15 protein-coding genes are annotated in these 13,104 nt (G+C 66.0%); 8 read left to right on the plus strand and 7 right to left on the minus strand.

Annotation, left to right across the window (positions count from 1 at the left end):
- Positions 1 to 167 precede the first annotated feature (167 nt).
- From KHO27_RS08000 to KHO27_RS08020, 5 genes are all read left to right on the plus strand, one after another.
- Positions 168 to 2,468: a fatty acid cis/trans isomerase gene (locus KHO27_RS08000; protein WP_214501577.1), complete on the plus strand. Its 2,301-nt coding sequence runs from the start codon at positions 168 to 170 to the stop codon at positions 2,466 to 2,468.
- A 162-nt stretch (positions 2,469 to 2,630) separates the two neighbouring features.
- Entirely contained in the window at positions 2,631 to 3,665 is a 1,035-nt protein-coding gene (locus KHO27_RS08005) for an acyltransferase family protein (protein ID WP_110699415.1), read from the plus strand.
- A gap of 57 nt (positions 3,666 to 3,722) precedes the next feature.
- Positions 3,723 to 4,307 (plus strand): Fe-S biogenesis protein NfuA, encoded by a 585-nt coding sequence (nfuA, locus tag KHO27_RS08010; protein WP_023630602.1) that lies wholly within the window; start codon positions 3,723 to 3,725, stop codon positions 4,305 to 4,307.
- A 293-nt stretch (positions 4,308 to 4,600) separates the two neighbouring features.
- A complete protein-coding gene (locus KHO27_RS08015; RefSeq protein WP_110699413.1) occupies positions 4,601 to 5,209 on the plus strand; it encodes an SCO family protein in 609 nt (202 codons plus the stop codon).
- Positions 5,210 to 5,692 carry a copper chaperone PCu(A)C gene (locus KHO27_RS08020; protein WP_038705971.1) on the plus strand — a complete coding sequence of 161 codons (483 nt, stop codon included), beginning with the start codon at positions 5,210 to 5,212 and terminating at the stop codon, positions 5,690 to 5,692.
- 66 nt (positions 5,693 to 5,758) lie between these two features.
- On the opposite strand, the gene KHO27_RS08025 is transcribed toward KHO27_RS08020, so the two are convergent.
- Both KHO27_RS08025 and KHO27_RS08030 read right to left on the minus strand, forming a co-directional pair.
- Positions 5,759 to 5,986: a hypothetical protein gene (locus KHO27_RS08025; RefSeq protein WP_023630605.1), complete on the minus strand. Its 228-nt coding sequence runs from the start codon at positions 5,984 to 5,986 to the stop codon at positions 5,759 to 5,761.
- 54 nt (positions 5,987 to 6,040) lie between these two features.
- Complete coding sequence (locus KHO27_RS08030) at positions 6,041 to 7,174, minus strand: MFS transporter (protein WP_110699411.1); 1,134 nt, start codon at positions 7,172 to 7,174, stop codon at positions 6,041 to 6,043.
- 103 nt (positions 7,175 to 7,277) lie between these two features.
- Between KHO27_RS08030 and KHO27_RS08035 the strand changes: the two genes are divergently transcribed.
- The gene (locus KHO27_RS08035) at positions 7,278 to 8,057 is read left to right on the plus strand and encodes an AraC family transcriptional regulator (RefSeq protein ID WP_110699409.1); all 780 of its coding nucleotides are present in this window, start codon (positions 7,278 to 7,280) and stop codon (positions 8,055 to 8,057) included.
- Here KHO27_RS08035 and KHO27_RS08040 read toward each other — a convergent pair.
- From KHO27_RS08040 to KHO27_RS08060, 5 genes are all read right to left on the minus strand, one after another.
- Complete coding sequence (locus KHO27_RS08040; protein WP_214501578.1) at positions 8,044 to 8,880, minus strand: AraC family transcriptional regulator; 837 nt, start codon at positions 8,878 to 8,880, stop codon at positions 8,044 to 8,046. The two genes, KHO27_RS08035 and KHO27_RS08040, sit on opposite strands and share 14 nt — an antisense overlap.
- Complete coding sequence (locus KHO27_RS08045; RefSeq protein ID WP_102685400.1) at positions 8,877 to 9,191, minus strand: AzlD domain-containing protein; 315 nt, start codon at positions 9,189 to 9,191, stop codon at positions 8,877 to 8,879. The genes KHO27_RS08040 and KHO27_RS08045 overlap by 4 nt, the downstream gene beginning before the upstream one ends.
- Positions 9,188 to 9,886, minus strand: a complete 699-nt coding sequence (locus KHO27_RS08050; protein WP_110699405.1) for an AzlC family ABC transporter permease — start codon at positions 9,884 to 9,886, stop codon at positions 9,188 to 9,190. The genes KHO27_RS08045 and KHO27_RS08050 overlap by 4 nt, the downstream gene beginning before the upstream one ends.
- 142 nt (positions 9,887 to 10,028) lie before the next feature.
- Positions 10,029 to 11,315, minus strand: coding sequence for a sensor histidine kinase (locus KHO27_RS08055; protein ID WP_046855863.1), 1,287 nt, complete (start codon positions 11,313 to 11,315; stop codon positions 10,029 to 10,031).
- Positions 11,312 to 12,052: a response regulator gene (locus tag KHO27_RS08060; protein WP_046855862.1), complete on the minus strand. Its 741-nt coding sequence runs from the start codon at positions 12,050 to 12,052 to the stop codon at positions 11,312 to 11,314. Before KHO27_RS08060 ends, KHO27_RS08055 begins: the two co-directional genes overlap by 4 nt.
- Positions 12,053 to 12,271: 219 nt before the next feature.
- Here KHO27_RS08060 and KHO27_RS08065 point away from each other — a divergent pair, with 219 nt between their 5' ends.
- On the plus strand, positions 12,272 to 12,547 hold the full coding sequence (locus KHO27_RS08065; RefSeq protein WP_110699403.1) for a DUF2790 domain-containing protein: 276 nt from the start codon (positions 12,272 to 12,274) through the stop codon (positions 12,545 to 12,547).
- Between the two features lie 19 nt (positions 12,548 to 12,566).
- Positions 12,567 to 13,082 carry a thioredoxin family protein gene (locus KHO27_RS08070; protein ID WP_110699735.1) on the plus strand — a complete coding sequence of 172 codons (516 nt, stop codon included), beginning with the start codon at positions 12,567 to 12,569 and terminating at the stop codon, positions 13,080 to 13,082.
- Positions 13,083 to 13,104: the final 22 nt, after the last annotated feature.

Consider the following 13,104-nt stretch of genomic DNA (forward strand, 5'->3'; position numbering starts at 1 on the left):
ACCTGGTCGGGCAAATAACAGAAGGTGCCGAATAATAACAAAGCTGCACGGATTTTAGGCGTATCGCCCATTCGCATGAATTTCCCTCATGTTAGCGCGACGCCCCCAACACCTCAGGACCCGCCAGGCACATCGTGATGGCTTCAAGTAACCAGGACATTCGGCACATGCTGCATCGCATACTTGCCAGCGCCTTCGCCTTGCTCATCAGTGGCGCGGCGTTCGGGCAGGCCCCCCAATCGAGCCCTACGATTTCATACACCCGGGATATCCAACCGATCTTCACCGAGAAGTGCGTGGCCTGCCACGCCTGCAACGATGCTGCCTGCCAGCTCAACCTGGGCAGCGCCGAGGGCGCCGAGCGCGGCGCCTCGAAGGTGCCGGTCTACCAGGGCGAGCGCAGCCAGGCGGTACCCACCACGCGGCTGTTCTACGATGCCCGCGACGAAGCGGGCTGGCGCAAGCAGGGCTTCTACTCGGTGCTGGACAAGCAGGGCAGCCAGGCGGCGCTGATGGCGCGCATGCTCGAACTGGGCCACAAGACTCCGCTCACGCCCAACGCCAAGCTGCCCGAAGAGATCGTGCTGGGGCTCAACCGCAACAACATGTGCCCGTTGCCCCACGAATTCGACGCCTATGCCGGCGCCCATCCCAAGGAGGGCATGCCGCTGGCGGTCACCGGGCTGACCGACCAGGAGTACCAGACCCTGCAGCGCTGGCTGAGCGCTGGCGCGCCGGTGGAAAAGACCCCTATCCAGCCCAGCGCCGCAGAGGCGAAGCAGATCGCCGACTGGGAAGAACTGCTCAATCGCCCCGGTTCGACCGAGGCGCTGGTCGGCCGTTGGCTGTACGAGCACCTGTTCCTCGCGCACATCCATTTCGTCGGCGGCGAGCAGGGCCATTTCTTCCAGTGGGTGCGCTCGCGCACGCCGAGTGGCCAGCCGGTGGACCTGATCGCCACCCGCCGCCCCAACGACCCGCCGGGCACCGATTTCTACTATCGGTTGATCCCGGTGCAGGGCGTGATCGTGCACAAGACCCACATCACCTACCCGATGGGGCCGCAGAAGCTCAAGCGGGTCAAGCAGCTGTTCTACAGCGGCGACTGGCACGCCAGCGCACTGCCGGGCTATGGGCCGCGGCACCGGTCCAACCCGTTTGAGACCTTCGAGGCGATCCCAGCGGTGGCCCGCTACCAGTTCATGCTGGACAACGCCGAGTACTTCGTCCGTACCTTCATCCGTGGCCCGGTGTGCCGCGGGCAGATCGCCACCGACGTGATCCGCGACAACTTCTGGGCGCTGTTCCAGGAGCCGGCCCACGACTTGTACATCACCGATGCCCAGTACCGGGGCGAGGCCACGCCGCTGCTGGCCATGCCGGGGCAGATCGACGACGTGGGCAGCGTGTTGAGCCTGTGGCACGCCTACCGCGACAAGCGCAACGAATACGAAGCCCTGCGCCGTGAAGCCTATGCCGAACAGCCGGCGCCAAGCTGGTCGACGCTGTGGGCGGGCAACGACAACGCGTTGCTGAGCATCTTCCGCCACTTCGACAGCGCCTCGGTGACCAAGGGCCTGATCGGTGACGTGCCGCTGACCATGTGGTTGTTCGACTACCCGCTGTTCGAGCGCACCTACTATCAGTTGGCGGTGAACTTCGACGTGTTCGGCAACGTCTCGCACCAGTTGCAGACGCGGCTGTACTTCGACCTGATCCGCAATGGCGCCGAGGTCAACTTCCTGCGCCTGATGCCGGCCGGCAAACGCGGCGAGATCCTTGGCGACTGGTACCAGAACAGCGGCAAGGTGAAGATGTGGATGGACTACGAGGACATCGACACCAGCACTCCGAGCGCGCTGAAACTGGACAAGCACGATCCGAAGCGCGACTTCGGCCTCAAGCTGCTGCAACGCACCGGCAGCCTGAACGCCGCGCCGGACCCGATCAACCGCTGCCAGGGCGCCTATTGCTCGCGGCCCGGCCTGTCCGCGGAGTTCCGTGACGCCGAGCAGTCGCTGATCCGCCTGGTGTCGCGCCCGGCGGCGGGGCTCAAGGTGATCGGCCAACTGCCCGAGGCGAGCATGCTGCGCATCGAAGGGCAGGGCGGCCAGCGCCAGGTCTACAGCCTGCTGCGCAACCGCGCGCACAGCAACGTGGCGTTCCTGCTTGGCGAGGCCTACCGCTACCAGCCGGGCCTGGACACCCTGACCTTGTATCCGGGCGTGCTCAGCAGCTACCCCAACTTCATCTTCAATATCCCGACGGCCGATGTGCCGGAGTTCGTCGAAGATATGGAGGCGGCGCGTGACGACACCGACAAGTTCGAACGCATCGTCATGCGCTGGGGCGTGCGCCGCAGCCATCCTGAGTTCTGGCACTACTTCCATGACCTGAACAGCTACATCAAGCAGACCCAGCCGGTGGAGGCCGGGGTGCTGGACATGAACCGCTACGAGAACCTCTGATCGGTTGGCCGGGACTTTCCCGGCATCCTGCGGTCGGAATCGGTAGGTAGGCCCTGGGCTGCTCTGCAGCCCATCGCCAGCAAGCCGGCTCCCACAGAAGTGCGCGAACCCTGTGGAGCCGGCTTACCGGGCCTCAATGCACCGCCGATCACAGGGTATTTCATGCTGTATTCGCTTCAGGCTCTCCGGGCATTCGCCGCCTGGCTGGTGGTCTGCCACCACTTCCGGCAGATCTTCTTCGACTTCCACGCCACCGGCCCCATCGGCCAACTGCTCGCTGATCGCGGCGCGGTGGGGGTGGACATCTTCTTCGTCATCAGTGGCCTGGTGATCTACCTGTCGACCCGCGACAAGGCCATCGCCCCCGGGCAGTTCCTGCTCAACCGTGCCTTGCGCATCGTGCCCGCCTATTGGTTCTACACCCTGCTCATGGCCGTGCTGATGCTGGCGGCCAGCCGCTGGATGCCGCACCAGGTGTTCGAGTGGCAGCACCTGCTGCTGTCGCTGCTATTCATTCCGGCGGAAAACCCCGGTGGCTACGGGTTGTATCCGACGCTCAATGTCGGCTGGACGCTGAACTTCGAGATGTTTTTCTACCTGCTGTTCGGCCTGGCCTTCCTGGTGCGCCAGCGTCATCACCTGTTGCTGGTGACGGCGGCATTGCTGCTGGTAAGCGAAGTGCTGGGGCGCCTGGGTGTGCTCAGCCGTTTCTACAACAACGACATCGTCTACGAGTTCCTGCTGGGCATCGGCCTGGGCGTGCTGTACCGCCGCGGGCTGATCCGCGAAGGCCTGTGGTTGCCGCTGGGGCTGCTCGGCCTGGCAGGGTTCGCGCTCTATCACCTCGACGCTTCGCAGCGCCTGTTGCACTGGGGCCTGCCGAGCGCGCTGGTGGTGCTGGCGTTCATTGCCCTGGAGCCGTACTTCAAGGGTAACCAGGTGCTCAAGGCGCTCGGCGACTGTTCCTATTCGGTGTACCTGGTGCATGTGCTGGTGCTGTACGGCGGCCTGTTCATCAGCGAGTGGTTGCGCCTGAACCCTTACCTGGTGTTCGCCTTGTGCGTGCCGTCAATCGGACTAATGTCGTGGCTCAGCTACCAATGGCTGGAACGTGGCCTGTATTGGCGGCTCAAGGGCTGGTTGGCCGCCGGTGCGGCGCGGGAACCGGCGTTGGCGCTATCCCGAGTCAAATGCTAGGACTTTGTTACCCGGCCGGGTTGGCGTACACTGCCGGCAAGTCTGTGAGGAACTTCCATGAGCGCTATAACCATTACCGACGCCGCCCATGATTACCTGGCCGATCTGCTCTCCAAGCAGAACACGCCTGGCATCGGCATCCGTATTTTCATCACCCAGCCGGGCACTACCTACGCCGAGACCTGCATTGCCTACTGCAAGCCGGGCGAGGAGAAGCCTGACGACCAGCCGGTGGGCCTGAAGAGCTTCACCGCCTACCTCGATGCGGTCAGCGTGCCGTTCCTGGAGGACGCGCTGGTCGACTATGCCACCGACCGCATGGGCGGCCAGCTGACCATCAAGGCGCCGAACGCCAAGGTGCCGATGGTCAACGAGGACAGCCCGATCAACGAGCGCATCAACTACTACCTGCAGACCGAGATCAACCCGGGCCTGGCCAGCCACGGCGGCGCCGTGAGCCTGGTGGACGTGGTCGACGACGGCATCGCCGTGCTGCAGTTCGGCGGTGGTTGCCAGGGCTGCGGCCAGGCCGACGTGACGCTGAAGGAAGGCATCGAGCGCACCCTGCTCGAGCGTATTCCCGAGCTCAAGGGCGTGCGTGACGTGACTGACCACAGCCAGAAGGAAAACGCGTACTACTGATCGCCAGTGGTGACGCCATCGCGGGGCAAGCCCGCCCCACGCCTGGATGCAGCTGCTGCCAGGCGTGGGGCGGGCTTGCCCCGCGATGTTTTTCAGGCTTTGTGCATTGATCCTTAGCAACAAAGTGTTACGGATTCAACCCCTGCGACAACCGGTCGCGCCCCGTAAACAAAGGGCTGCAGCCCGATCAGCCGGATGTCGGGTGGATGGTGCGGGGGTGGCGTGACAGAATGCCCCGGTTTTCTGGCCGGCCCATCCCAGGGGTCGGCACCTTCCCTGTAAAGGATGGTTCCATGAATGATCTGTTGACCCGGCGCGCGGTTGTCGCCGGGATGGGCGTACTGGGGCTTGGCCTGCTGGCGGGCTGCAGCCCGGCCAGGGGCCTGGACTTCAAGTACGGCAAGAACATGAGCAACGAGATCCTCGGGCGCAAGTTCAAGCTCAAGGACCCGCAAGGCAACGAGCGCACCTTGTCGAGCTTCTACGGCTCGATGCCGATGATCTTCTTCGGCTTCACCCAGTGCCCGGCCGTCTGCCCGACCGCCATGGCGCGTGTGGCGCAGATCCGCAAGATCCTGCGTGGCCGCGACCGCGACCTGTTCCAGCCGGTGTTCATCACCCTGGACCCGGAGCGCGACACCCCCGAGGTGCTCGATGCCTACGTCAAGGCCTTCGACCCGTCGATCGTCGCCCTGACCGGCACCCCCGAGGAAATCGACGCGGTGGCCCGTGAATTCAAGGTGTTCTACGAGAAGGTCCCGGCCGGCGATACCTACACCATCTCTCACTCGTCCACCAGCTACGTCTACGATACCCGTGGCACCCTGCGCCTGAGCCTGGGCCATTCCCTGAACGCCAAGGAATGCGCTGAAGACCTGGTCACCCTGATGGAGATCTGCTGAATGTCGATGCAACCGATCAAGCGCGGCCTGGCCGCCCTGGCACTGATGAGCCTGGCCCTGCCGGCCCTGGCCCAGACCACCGTAAGCGACGCCTGGGTACGCGCCAGCGTGCCGCACCAGCATGCCACCGGGGCCTTCATGACCCTGACCGCCAGCAGCGACAGCAAGCTGGTCAGCGTCGCCTCGCCCGTGGCCAAGACCGTGCAGGTGCACGAGATGACCATGAACGGCGACGTGATGGGCATGCGTGAAGTGAAGGCGGTCGAGTTGCCGGCCGGCAAGGCGGTGAAGCTGGACCCGAACGGCTTCCACGTGATGTTGATGGGCCTGAACCAGCAGGTGAAGGAGGGTGAGCAGGTGCCGCTGACCCTGACCATCGAGGATGCCAAGGGTGCGAAGGAAACCCTGCAGGTGCAGGCTCCGGTGCGTGCGCTCAACGCCGAGGCCGGCGCTGGCCACGACCATATGCACATGAACCACTGATGCAGCACCCATCGCGGGCGATGCGGCGCTCCGACGAGCCTGCTCCCCCGCGATGGTTGTCAGCGGTCAGCTACGAAAACGTGGCAGCGGCCGTTCGATGTTCAGCGAGGTCAGCGTCTTGCGCACCTGGGCGTCTTCGGCCTCGAGTGCCTTGAGGCTGGCGCGGATCTTGCCGGCGGCGGGCACGTCGCCCTGGCGGTCGATCCAGTCGGCGATCTCCTTGCAGGCACTGCTCAGGCAGGCCTGGCGCTGGCTCATCAGCGACAGGAGCGTGGTGATTTCTCGTTCGGACATGGCGGGTTCCTCCGTTCAGCCTTGTGAGTGTAGCAGCGGCTGCAGCCGACGGTGTCAGCCGCGCAGATAGCGCAAATAGCCCAGGCTCAGCGCGCAGATGGCGAGCGCGATCAGCAGCAACCCAGGCGCCAGCATCTGCAGCATGCCGACCAGTATCAGCCCCGCGCCGATCTGCAGGTAATACAACAGGCCGAACACGGCTGCCGCGGTACCCCGGCAATCGGCGTAGGCCACCAGTGCCGAGCCGAGCAGCAAGGGGATGGCCATGGCGAACGCGACCATTACCAGGGCCATTGGCGCGACGATCCACGGTGATTCACCGATCGCCGTCATGCCCAGCGCGCCGAGCACGAGCAGCAGCGCGGCACCCTTCATCAGGGTGGCGGCCGCGACTGCGCGCCCCAGCAGCAGGGCATTGAGCCTGGCGCCAGCCAACGAGCCGAGGGCCAGGGCCACGCCCGAATAGCCCATCCACTGTGCCTGCCCCAGGCGTTCGAAGACGAACGGCGCCAGGCTGTACCAGGCGAACACGGCGATATTGAACAAGGCCACCAGCGCACTGGCCAGCAGCACCCGGGGGGCCGCCAGCAGGCGCATCAGCACCTGGCGCAACGGTGTCAGTGCGGGCGCGGCGGCCTGGGTCTCGGGCATCGCCTGCCAGCCCCAGGCCAGCAATGCCGATGCCAGGATCAGCTGTGCGGCCAGCACGCCGCGATAGCCGAACGCCTGGTCCAGCCAGCCGCCACCGAGCATGCCCAGTGCGGGGCTGATGGCCAGGCACGCGCCGATCAGGGAGAACACCCGGGCCAGTTCCGCGCCGTGGTAGCGGTCGCGCAATGCGGTCTGGGTCACCACCGAACCGACCGCGGCGGCGAAAGCGGCGACCATCCGCGCTCCCAGCAATTGGCTGAAATCGCTGGCCAGCAGTGCCGCCAGCGCCGCCAGGGCGTACAGCGCAAGGCCCGCGAGCATGGTCGGCCGCCGGCCCTTGATATCGCACAACCGACCCCAGAACAGCACACCGACCGCGAAGGCGACGAAGTACAACGACAGGGTCAACGAGGCATCCGCAGCGGAAACCGCGAAGCCTTCGGCCAGCGATACGAGTGCCGGGCTGTAAAGGGTTTCGGCTATTTGCGGGAACATGAGCATGGCAGTGGTGAAAGCCAGCCACCAACGATTTTGCATGGGCTTGTCCTCTGCAGTTGATCGGAGGCCCATGGTAGGGTTGGCAAGCTGTGATCCATTATCGTGATCAGGCCATAAAATCAATGAAACAGGACAAGCTGCAATGGCATGGCTCGCACCCGATAGCGCTTTTGACCCGGACGCCCACTGCGCACCGGTGATCGGCATCTGCTCGGCCCTGGGCGACCATGATTCCGGCAACCACTGGCATGTCCGAGGCCAGGTGCTGTTCACCCGCCAGGGTTGCGTGCGCATCGATTCGCCGGGGCTGCTGTGCCTGTTGCCGCCGAGCCGCGCGGCGTGGATACCGGGCGGCCTGGCACACCGCGCGCGGATGCGCGAGACGGTGGATTACCGCTCGGTGTACCTGGATGCGACGGCGGCGGCGGGGCTGCCGGAGCAGGTGACGATCCTCGACGTCAACCCATTGTTGCGCGAGTTGCTCGAGCGGATTGCCCAGGCACCCTTCGACAGCGACTGGCGGCATGGGGCCAATCATCATTTGCTGGGCTTGTGTCGTGCCGAACTGCAGAGCGCGCAGCGCCAGCCAATGCTGCTGCCGCTGCCGCGCGACCGACGCCTGGCGCGCCTGGTGGACGGCCTCGATCGCTTGCCGCCGGCGCTGGGCGAACTGGCACGGCAAGCCGGGGCCAGTGAAAAGACCATCGGCCGCCTGCTGCGTCGCGACACCGGGATGAGTTACCAGCAATGGCGCCAGCAGTGGCGGTTGCTGCGGGCGGTCGAGCGCCTGGCGCTGAACGTGCCGCTGGGGGAGATCGCCGATGAACTGGGCTTCGCCAGCGACAGCGCCTTCATCGCGTTCTTCCGCGGCATGACCGGGCTGACGCCGGGCGCCTGGAGTCGTGCCGCTACGCCGGGTTGAGGCAGGCCTGGCGATAGGCGCCCGGCGGCACGCCATAGGCCTGCTTGAACTGCCGGCTCAGATGGCTCTGGTCGGCAAAACCCAGGGTAAAGGCGACTTCGAGGACGGCTTGGCCGCGTTTGAGCAGTTCCCGGGCGCGTGCCAGGCGGCGCTGCTTGAGCCAGGCATGCGGCGGCAGGCCGGTGGCCTGGCGGAATACCCGGGCGAAGTGGAACGGCGAAAGGTTTACCGCAGCCGCCAAGGCCTCCAGCGACGGCGGATCGGCCAGCTGGCTCTCCAGCAGCTCGCGGGCGCGGGCCACGGCCAGCGGTTCGTTGCCGGGGGCGACGGGTTCGGCGCAATGGCCATGACGTTGCACCAGTGCCAGCACGGCCTGGCGCCAGGCGGTCTGTTGCTCCAGGACGCTGGCGCAGGATTCCGAAAGCCGGTGCAGGTGGCTGAACGTGGCGGCCAGGGCCGGGTCCTGGATCACGCTGTCCTTGAACCGGGGCAGGCCATGGCTGCCCAGTTCCAGTTCGTCGAGCACGCCGGTGACCCGTTCGTGCTCGGGGTAAAAGCCACGGTAGCGCCAGCCGGCCTCGTGGGCGGTGGCGCCAGTGTGCAGCTCGTCGGGGTTGATCAGCACCATGCTGCCCACCGGCGCCAGGTGCTCGCTGCCTCGGTGCCAGAAGCGCTGGGCGCCGGACTCGATCACGGTGAACACATAGCCTTCGTGCACGTGCGGGGCGAATCGCTGCTGGATATAGCGGGCGTGCAGCATCTCGACATCGCCCAGGGCGGGCGCCTGCCACAGGTGGGCCTGTTCACGCAGGGGCGTGGTCATGCCAGCCAGCTGCGCAGGAGGAAGAAGATCAGCATGCTCGCCAGCATGCTCAGCAATACGCTGCGGGTCAACAGCACCAGGGCGATGGCCACCAGTGAACCGAGCAGATAGGGGTTCAGCGGGCTCAGGTCGAGCTGGTGCCCGGGCAGGAAGATGATCGGCCCGCAGATCGCGGTGAGCATGCCGGGCACGGCAAAACCGAGGAACTGCCGCGCGTTGGAGCTCAGGCGCAGGGGCAGGCGCGGTTCGAGGAAGGCGTAGCGGTTGAGGAACACCACCGCGCCCATGGCGAAGATCAGCAGCCAGATCATGGGCGGCCTCCGGAGAACTTCTGGCAGATGAAACCGGCGGTCATGCCCAGCAGGCCGGCGGCGACCAGGGCGGTCTCCCAGTGCCAGTAACTGAACAGCACCGAGCAGAACAGCGACACCGCCACGCACACCACGGTTGGCAGGTTGCGTACCAGCGGCGCGATCAGTGCGACGAAGGTGGCGACGATGGAGAAGTCCAGGCCCAGCTGATCCAGGTGCGGGATGTTCTGGCCGAGGACAATGCCGGCCAGGGTGAACAGGTTCCACGCCACATAGAACGTCAGGCCCACGCCCAAGGCGTACCAGCGGTTGAACTGCTGCTGGTCGTGGTGGCTGGTGAGGGCGAAGAACTCATCGGTGAGCAGGAAGCCCAGGCCCAACCGCCAGCGGGTCGGCAGCCCCGACAGCACCGGGCGCATCGACAGCCCGTAGAGCAGGTGCTGGGAGGTCAGCAGCAGGGTGGTGAGCAGGATCGAGAACAGGTTGGCGCCACCCTTGAGCATGCCGATGGCCACCAGTTGCGCGGCACCGGCGAAGACGATGGCCGACAGGCCCTGGCCTTGCCAGGCGCTGAGGTTGGCTTCGATGGCCATGCTGCCTGCGAGCAGGCCCCAGGGGGCAACGGCCACGGACAGCGGCAGGATGGCGATGGCGCCGTGGAGGAACGCTTGGCGGGCGAGGGGTGGGCTGGGCATGGAAGCGGCAACGAATCGACAGGGCAGACAAGCATGCCAGAGGGGGCCGGAGGTGGCTTGAACGATCTTGCTTTGTTGTCGCCTTTGCTGGCCGCGTCAAAGGGCAAGCCCACAGGCTTGAGCAGCGGGCTTGCCCTTTACTTCAACGCAACTCGACCTGCGCGCACAGTCCGCCTTCGGCGCGGTTGCGCAAGGTCAGGCTGCCGCCCATGGCCTGGGTCAGTTGCTGGGCGATCGCCAGCCCCAGCCCGGTGCCGCCGGTACTGCGGTTGCGCGAACTTTCGACCCGGTAGAACGGCTTGAGCACGTCATCGAGTTCCGCCTCGGGGATACCGGGGCCATCGTCGAGCACGCGGATCAGCGTCACGCCGTTCTCGCAGCCGACTTCCAGCTGCGCGGCGCCGGAAAACTTCAGCGCATTGTCAACCAGGTTCACCAGCACCCGGCGCAAGGCGTGGGGACGGGTTTCCAGGGTGGCCTGGGCGCTGCCGCTGCGATTCACCTGCGCGCCGCTGTCCTGGTAGTCGAACACCAGGCTGTCGAGAAAGGCGTCGAGGTTGACCCGGCACGGCGCCTCGGTGCCGCTGTCCATGCTGCGGGCATAGGCCACGCCCTCGCGCACCAGGTGCTCCATGGCGTCGAGGTCGTGCCACAGCTTGTCCTTTTCCAGCCCGTCGTCCATCTGTTCGACCCGCAGCTTCATGCGCGTGATCGGCGTCTGCAGGTCGTGGGAGATGGCGGCCAGCAATTGCATGCGCTCCTTGAGGTAGGCGGCGATGCGCGCCTGCAGCGCATTGAAGGCCACGGCGGCGTAGCGCACCTCGCGCGGGCCGCTTTCGTCGAGCAACGGACCGGGGCTGTTCGGGTCAAGGTCGTCCACGGCCTGGACCAGCCGGGTCAGCGGGCCGATGGCCAGGCGCACGGCGAGCCAGGTGCAGGCCAGCAGCACCGCCAGCTGGATCAGCAGCACCACCGGCAGCCAGGTGGCCACCGGCACCGGGGCCGGGGTGACGTCGATGGTCAGCGGCGCGCCATCGGCCAGGCGCAGGTGGGCCTGGAAATGCGCATTGGGGCCGGGGATTTCCTGGAAGGTCAGGCGGTAGCGGTCGCCGATGGCCTTGACGATCGAGTCGGCGGCCATCGGCGGGTTCTCGCTCGGCATGGCTTCGCCGGACAGCCCCTCGTCCAGTCGGTAGCGGTAGGTGCGCCGTTCCAGGCGCGACAGCCAGGCCGGGCGCTCGGCGGCGGGCAGGCGGTCGAGGATGGCGACCGAGGTCGACACGTCCAGCTCCAGGTTGCTGAGCATCATCGAGCGGCTACTGACATAGCGCTCGTACGCCTGCAGGCTGAAGGACAGGCCATAGGCCAGCACCAATCCTGTAAAGAAGATCAGCGCCAGGCGCGAGGCCAGGGTGCGTGGCCACTTCATGCCGGTGACTCCAGCAGCTGCACCGGCAGCGAAAACACATAGCCTTCGCTGCGCACGGTCTTGATGCAGGTGGGCTCGCGGGCGTCGTCGCCCAGGCGTTGGCGCAGGCGGCTGACCAGCAGGTCGATGGAGCGGTCGAAGATGTCCGCCTCGCGGCCCTGGGTCAGGTTGAGCAACTGTTCACGGCTGAGCACCCGCTGCGGGTGGTCGAGGAATACCCGCAGCAGGCGGTACTCGGCGCCGGACAGCGCCACCAGGGTGCCTTCGCTGTCGAGCAGGTGGCGCGCGGTGGTGTCCAGGCGCCAGGGGCCGAAGGCGATCAGGCGACCGCTTTCGCTGATGGTCAGGTTGGGCGGCAGCATGCGTGTGCGGCGCAGCACGGCGTTGATCCGTGCCAGCAGCTCGCGGGCGGAGAACGGCTTGGTCAGGTAATCGTCGGCGCCCATTTCCAGGCCGATGATGCGGTCGGTCTCGTCGTTGCGAGCGGTCAGCATCAGCACCGGCGTGTTGCGGTGCTTGCCGGCGCGCAGTTCGCGGCACAGCAGCAGGCCGTCGTCGCCGGGCATCATGATGTCGAGGACGATCAGGTCGACCGTGTTGTTTTCCAGGAAGGCGCGCATCTGTCGGCCATCGGCGACGATGCTGGTGCGCAGGCCGTTCTTCTTCAGGTAGTTGCCGACCAGCTCGCGGATTTCGCGGTCGTCGTCGACGACCAGAATGTGATCGACATGCTCCATCGGGGTGTCCTTGTAGGTGAGGGTTGGGCGCAGTGTACCGAGCGAATCCAGGCTTGCCTGCCACGCTTTGTATTGCAGTGTATCTGGCGCTGCCGTGGATACAGGAGCAAGCACGTCACAGCCTGGGCGGACACAAGCGGGATACCTGGCGGGAGTGAAATGGCCTTACCGGGGAGCGACGCCTCCCCAATGCCAAGACCTCGCATCAGGAGAACCACCATGACTATCAAGACCCTCGCCAGCGCCGCCCTGTTCGCCGCCCTCGGCCTCGGCGCCATCACCGCCCAGGCCAGCAGCACTTCGCTCAACGAGGCCAGCGTGATGCAGTACCGCTACGGCGACAAGCTGGATGTGAAAAAGGTGCTGTCGGTGAAGGATGATCGCAGCAACACCTGTGGCGTGGTCAACACGCGCATGGACTACCTCGACTCCCAGGGCAAGCCGCAAAGCGTCGAGTACCGCTCCTACGCCACCAGTGGCTGCCATGACAACTGAGGCGCGCGGCAAGCGCCGCCTGCTCAAGGCCGGCGGCGTGGCCCTGGCCCTGCTCGGGCTGGGCCTGGCCGGCCACCTGCTGGCCCGCGACAGCTATGGCACCATGCCTTCGCTGGCCGGGGCCGAGCAGTGGCTCAACTCGCCGCCGCTGGACGGCCCGGCCCTCAAGGGCAAGGTGGTGCTGGTGGATTTCTGGACCTACGACTGCATCAACTGCCGGCGCAGCCTGCCGCATGTCAACGACTGGGCGCGGCGCTACAGCGCGCAGGGGCTGGTGGTGGTCGGGGTGCACACGCCGGAGTACGACTACGAGCATGACATCGACAGTGTTCGGGCGCAGGTGCAGCAACTGGGCATCGCCTATCCGGTGGCGGTGGATAACGGCTATCGGATCTGGAACGCCTGGGGCAACCAGTTCTGGCCGGCGCACTACTTCGTCGACCGCAAGGGGCAGGTGCGCCATGTGCACTTTGGCGAAGGCGATTATGCGGGGCAGGAGCGGGTGATCCAGGCATTGCTCGATGAGCAGGGCTGATCCTTTGTCCGTTCCGGCCCTA

The sequence above is a fragment of the Pseudomonas sp. RC3H12 genome (genome assembly GCF_018596375.1).
Classification (GTDB): Bacteria; Pseudomonadota; Gammaproteobacteria; order Pseudomonadales; family Pseudomonadaceae; genus Aquipseudomonas.

What these genes read in the sequence shown, in the direction of transcription:
- KHO27_RS08020 (WP_038705971.1), top strand. Translation starts at nt 5,210, where the DNA reads ATGTCGATGCAACCGATCAAGCGCGGCCTGGCCGCCCTGGCACTGATG.
- KHO27_RS08025 (WP_023630605.1), bottom strand. Translation starts at nt 5,986, where the DNA reads ATGTCCGAACGAGAAATCACCACGCTCCTGTCGCTGATGAGCCAGCGC.
- KHO27_RS08065 (WP_110699403.1), top strand. Translation starts at nt 12,272, where the DNA reads ATGACTATCAAGACCCTCGCCAGCGCCGCCCTGTTCGCCGCCCTCGGC.
- KHO27_RS08045 (WP_102685400.1), bottom strand. Translation starts at nt 9,191, where the DNA reads ATGATCTGGCTGCTGATCTTCGCCATGGGCGCGGTGGTGTTCCTCAAC.
- KHO27_RS08030 (WP_110699411.1), bottom strand. Translation starts at nt 7,174, where the DNA reads ATGCAAAATCGTTGGTGGCTGGCTTTCACCACTGCCATGCTCATGTTC.
- KHO27_RS08040 (WP_214501578.1), bottom strand. Translation starts at nt 8,880, where the DNA reads ATGACCACGCCCCTGCGTGAACAGGCCCACCTGTGGCAGGCGCCCGCC.
- KHO27_RS08060 (WP_046855862.1), bottom strand. Translation starts at nt 12,052, where the DNA reads ATGGAGCATGTCGATCACATTCTGGTCGTCGACGACGACCGCGAAATC.
- KHO27_RS08000 (WP_214501577.1), top strand. Translation starts at nt 168, where the DNA reads ATGCTGCATCGCATACTTGCCAGCGCCTTCGCCTTGCTCATCAGTGGC.
- KHO27_RS08035 (WP_110699409.1), top strand. Translation starts at nt 7,278, where the DNA reads ATGGCATGGCTCGCACCCGATAGCGCTTTTGACCCGGACGCCCACTGC.
- KHO27_RS08055 (WP_046855863.1), bottom strand. Translation starts at nt 11,315, where the DNA reads ATGAAGTGGCCACGCACCCTGGCCTCGCGCCTGGCGCTGATCTTCTTT.
- KHO27_RS08015 (WP_110699413.1), top strand. Translation starts at nt 4,601, where the DNA reads ATGAATGATCTGTTGACCCGGCGCGCGGTTGTCGCCGGGATGGGCGTA.
- nfuA (WP_023630602.1), top strand. Translation starts at nt 3,723, where the DNA reads ATGAGCGCTATAACCATTACCGACGCCGCCCATGATTACCTGGCCGAT.
- KHO27_RS08050 (WP_110699405.1), bottom strand. Translation starts at nt 9,886, where the DNA reads ATGCCCAGCCCACCCCTCGCCCGCCAAGCGTTCCTCCACGGCGCCATC.
- KHO27_RS08005 (WP_110699415.1), top strand. Translation starts at nt 2,631, where the DNA reads ATGCTGTATTCGCTTCAGGCTCTCCGGGCATTCGCCGCCTGGCTGGTG.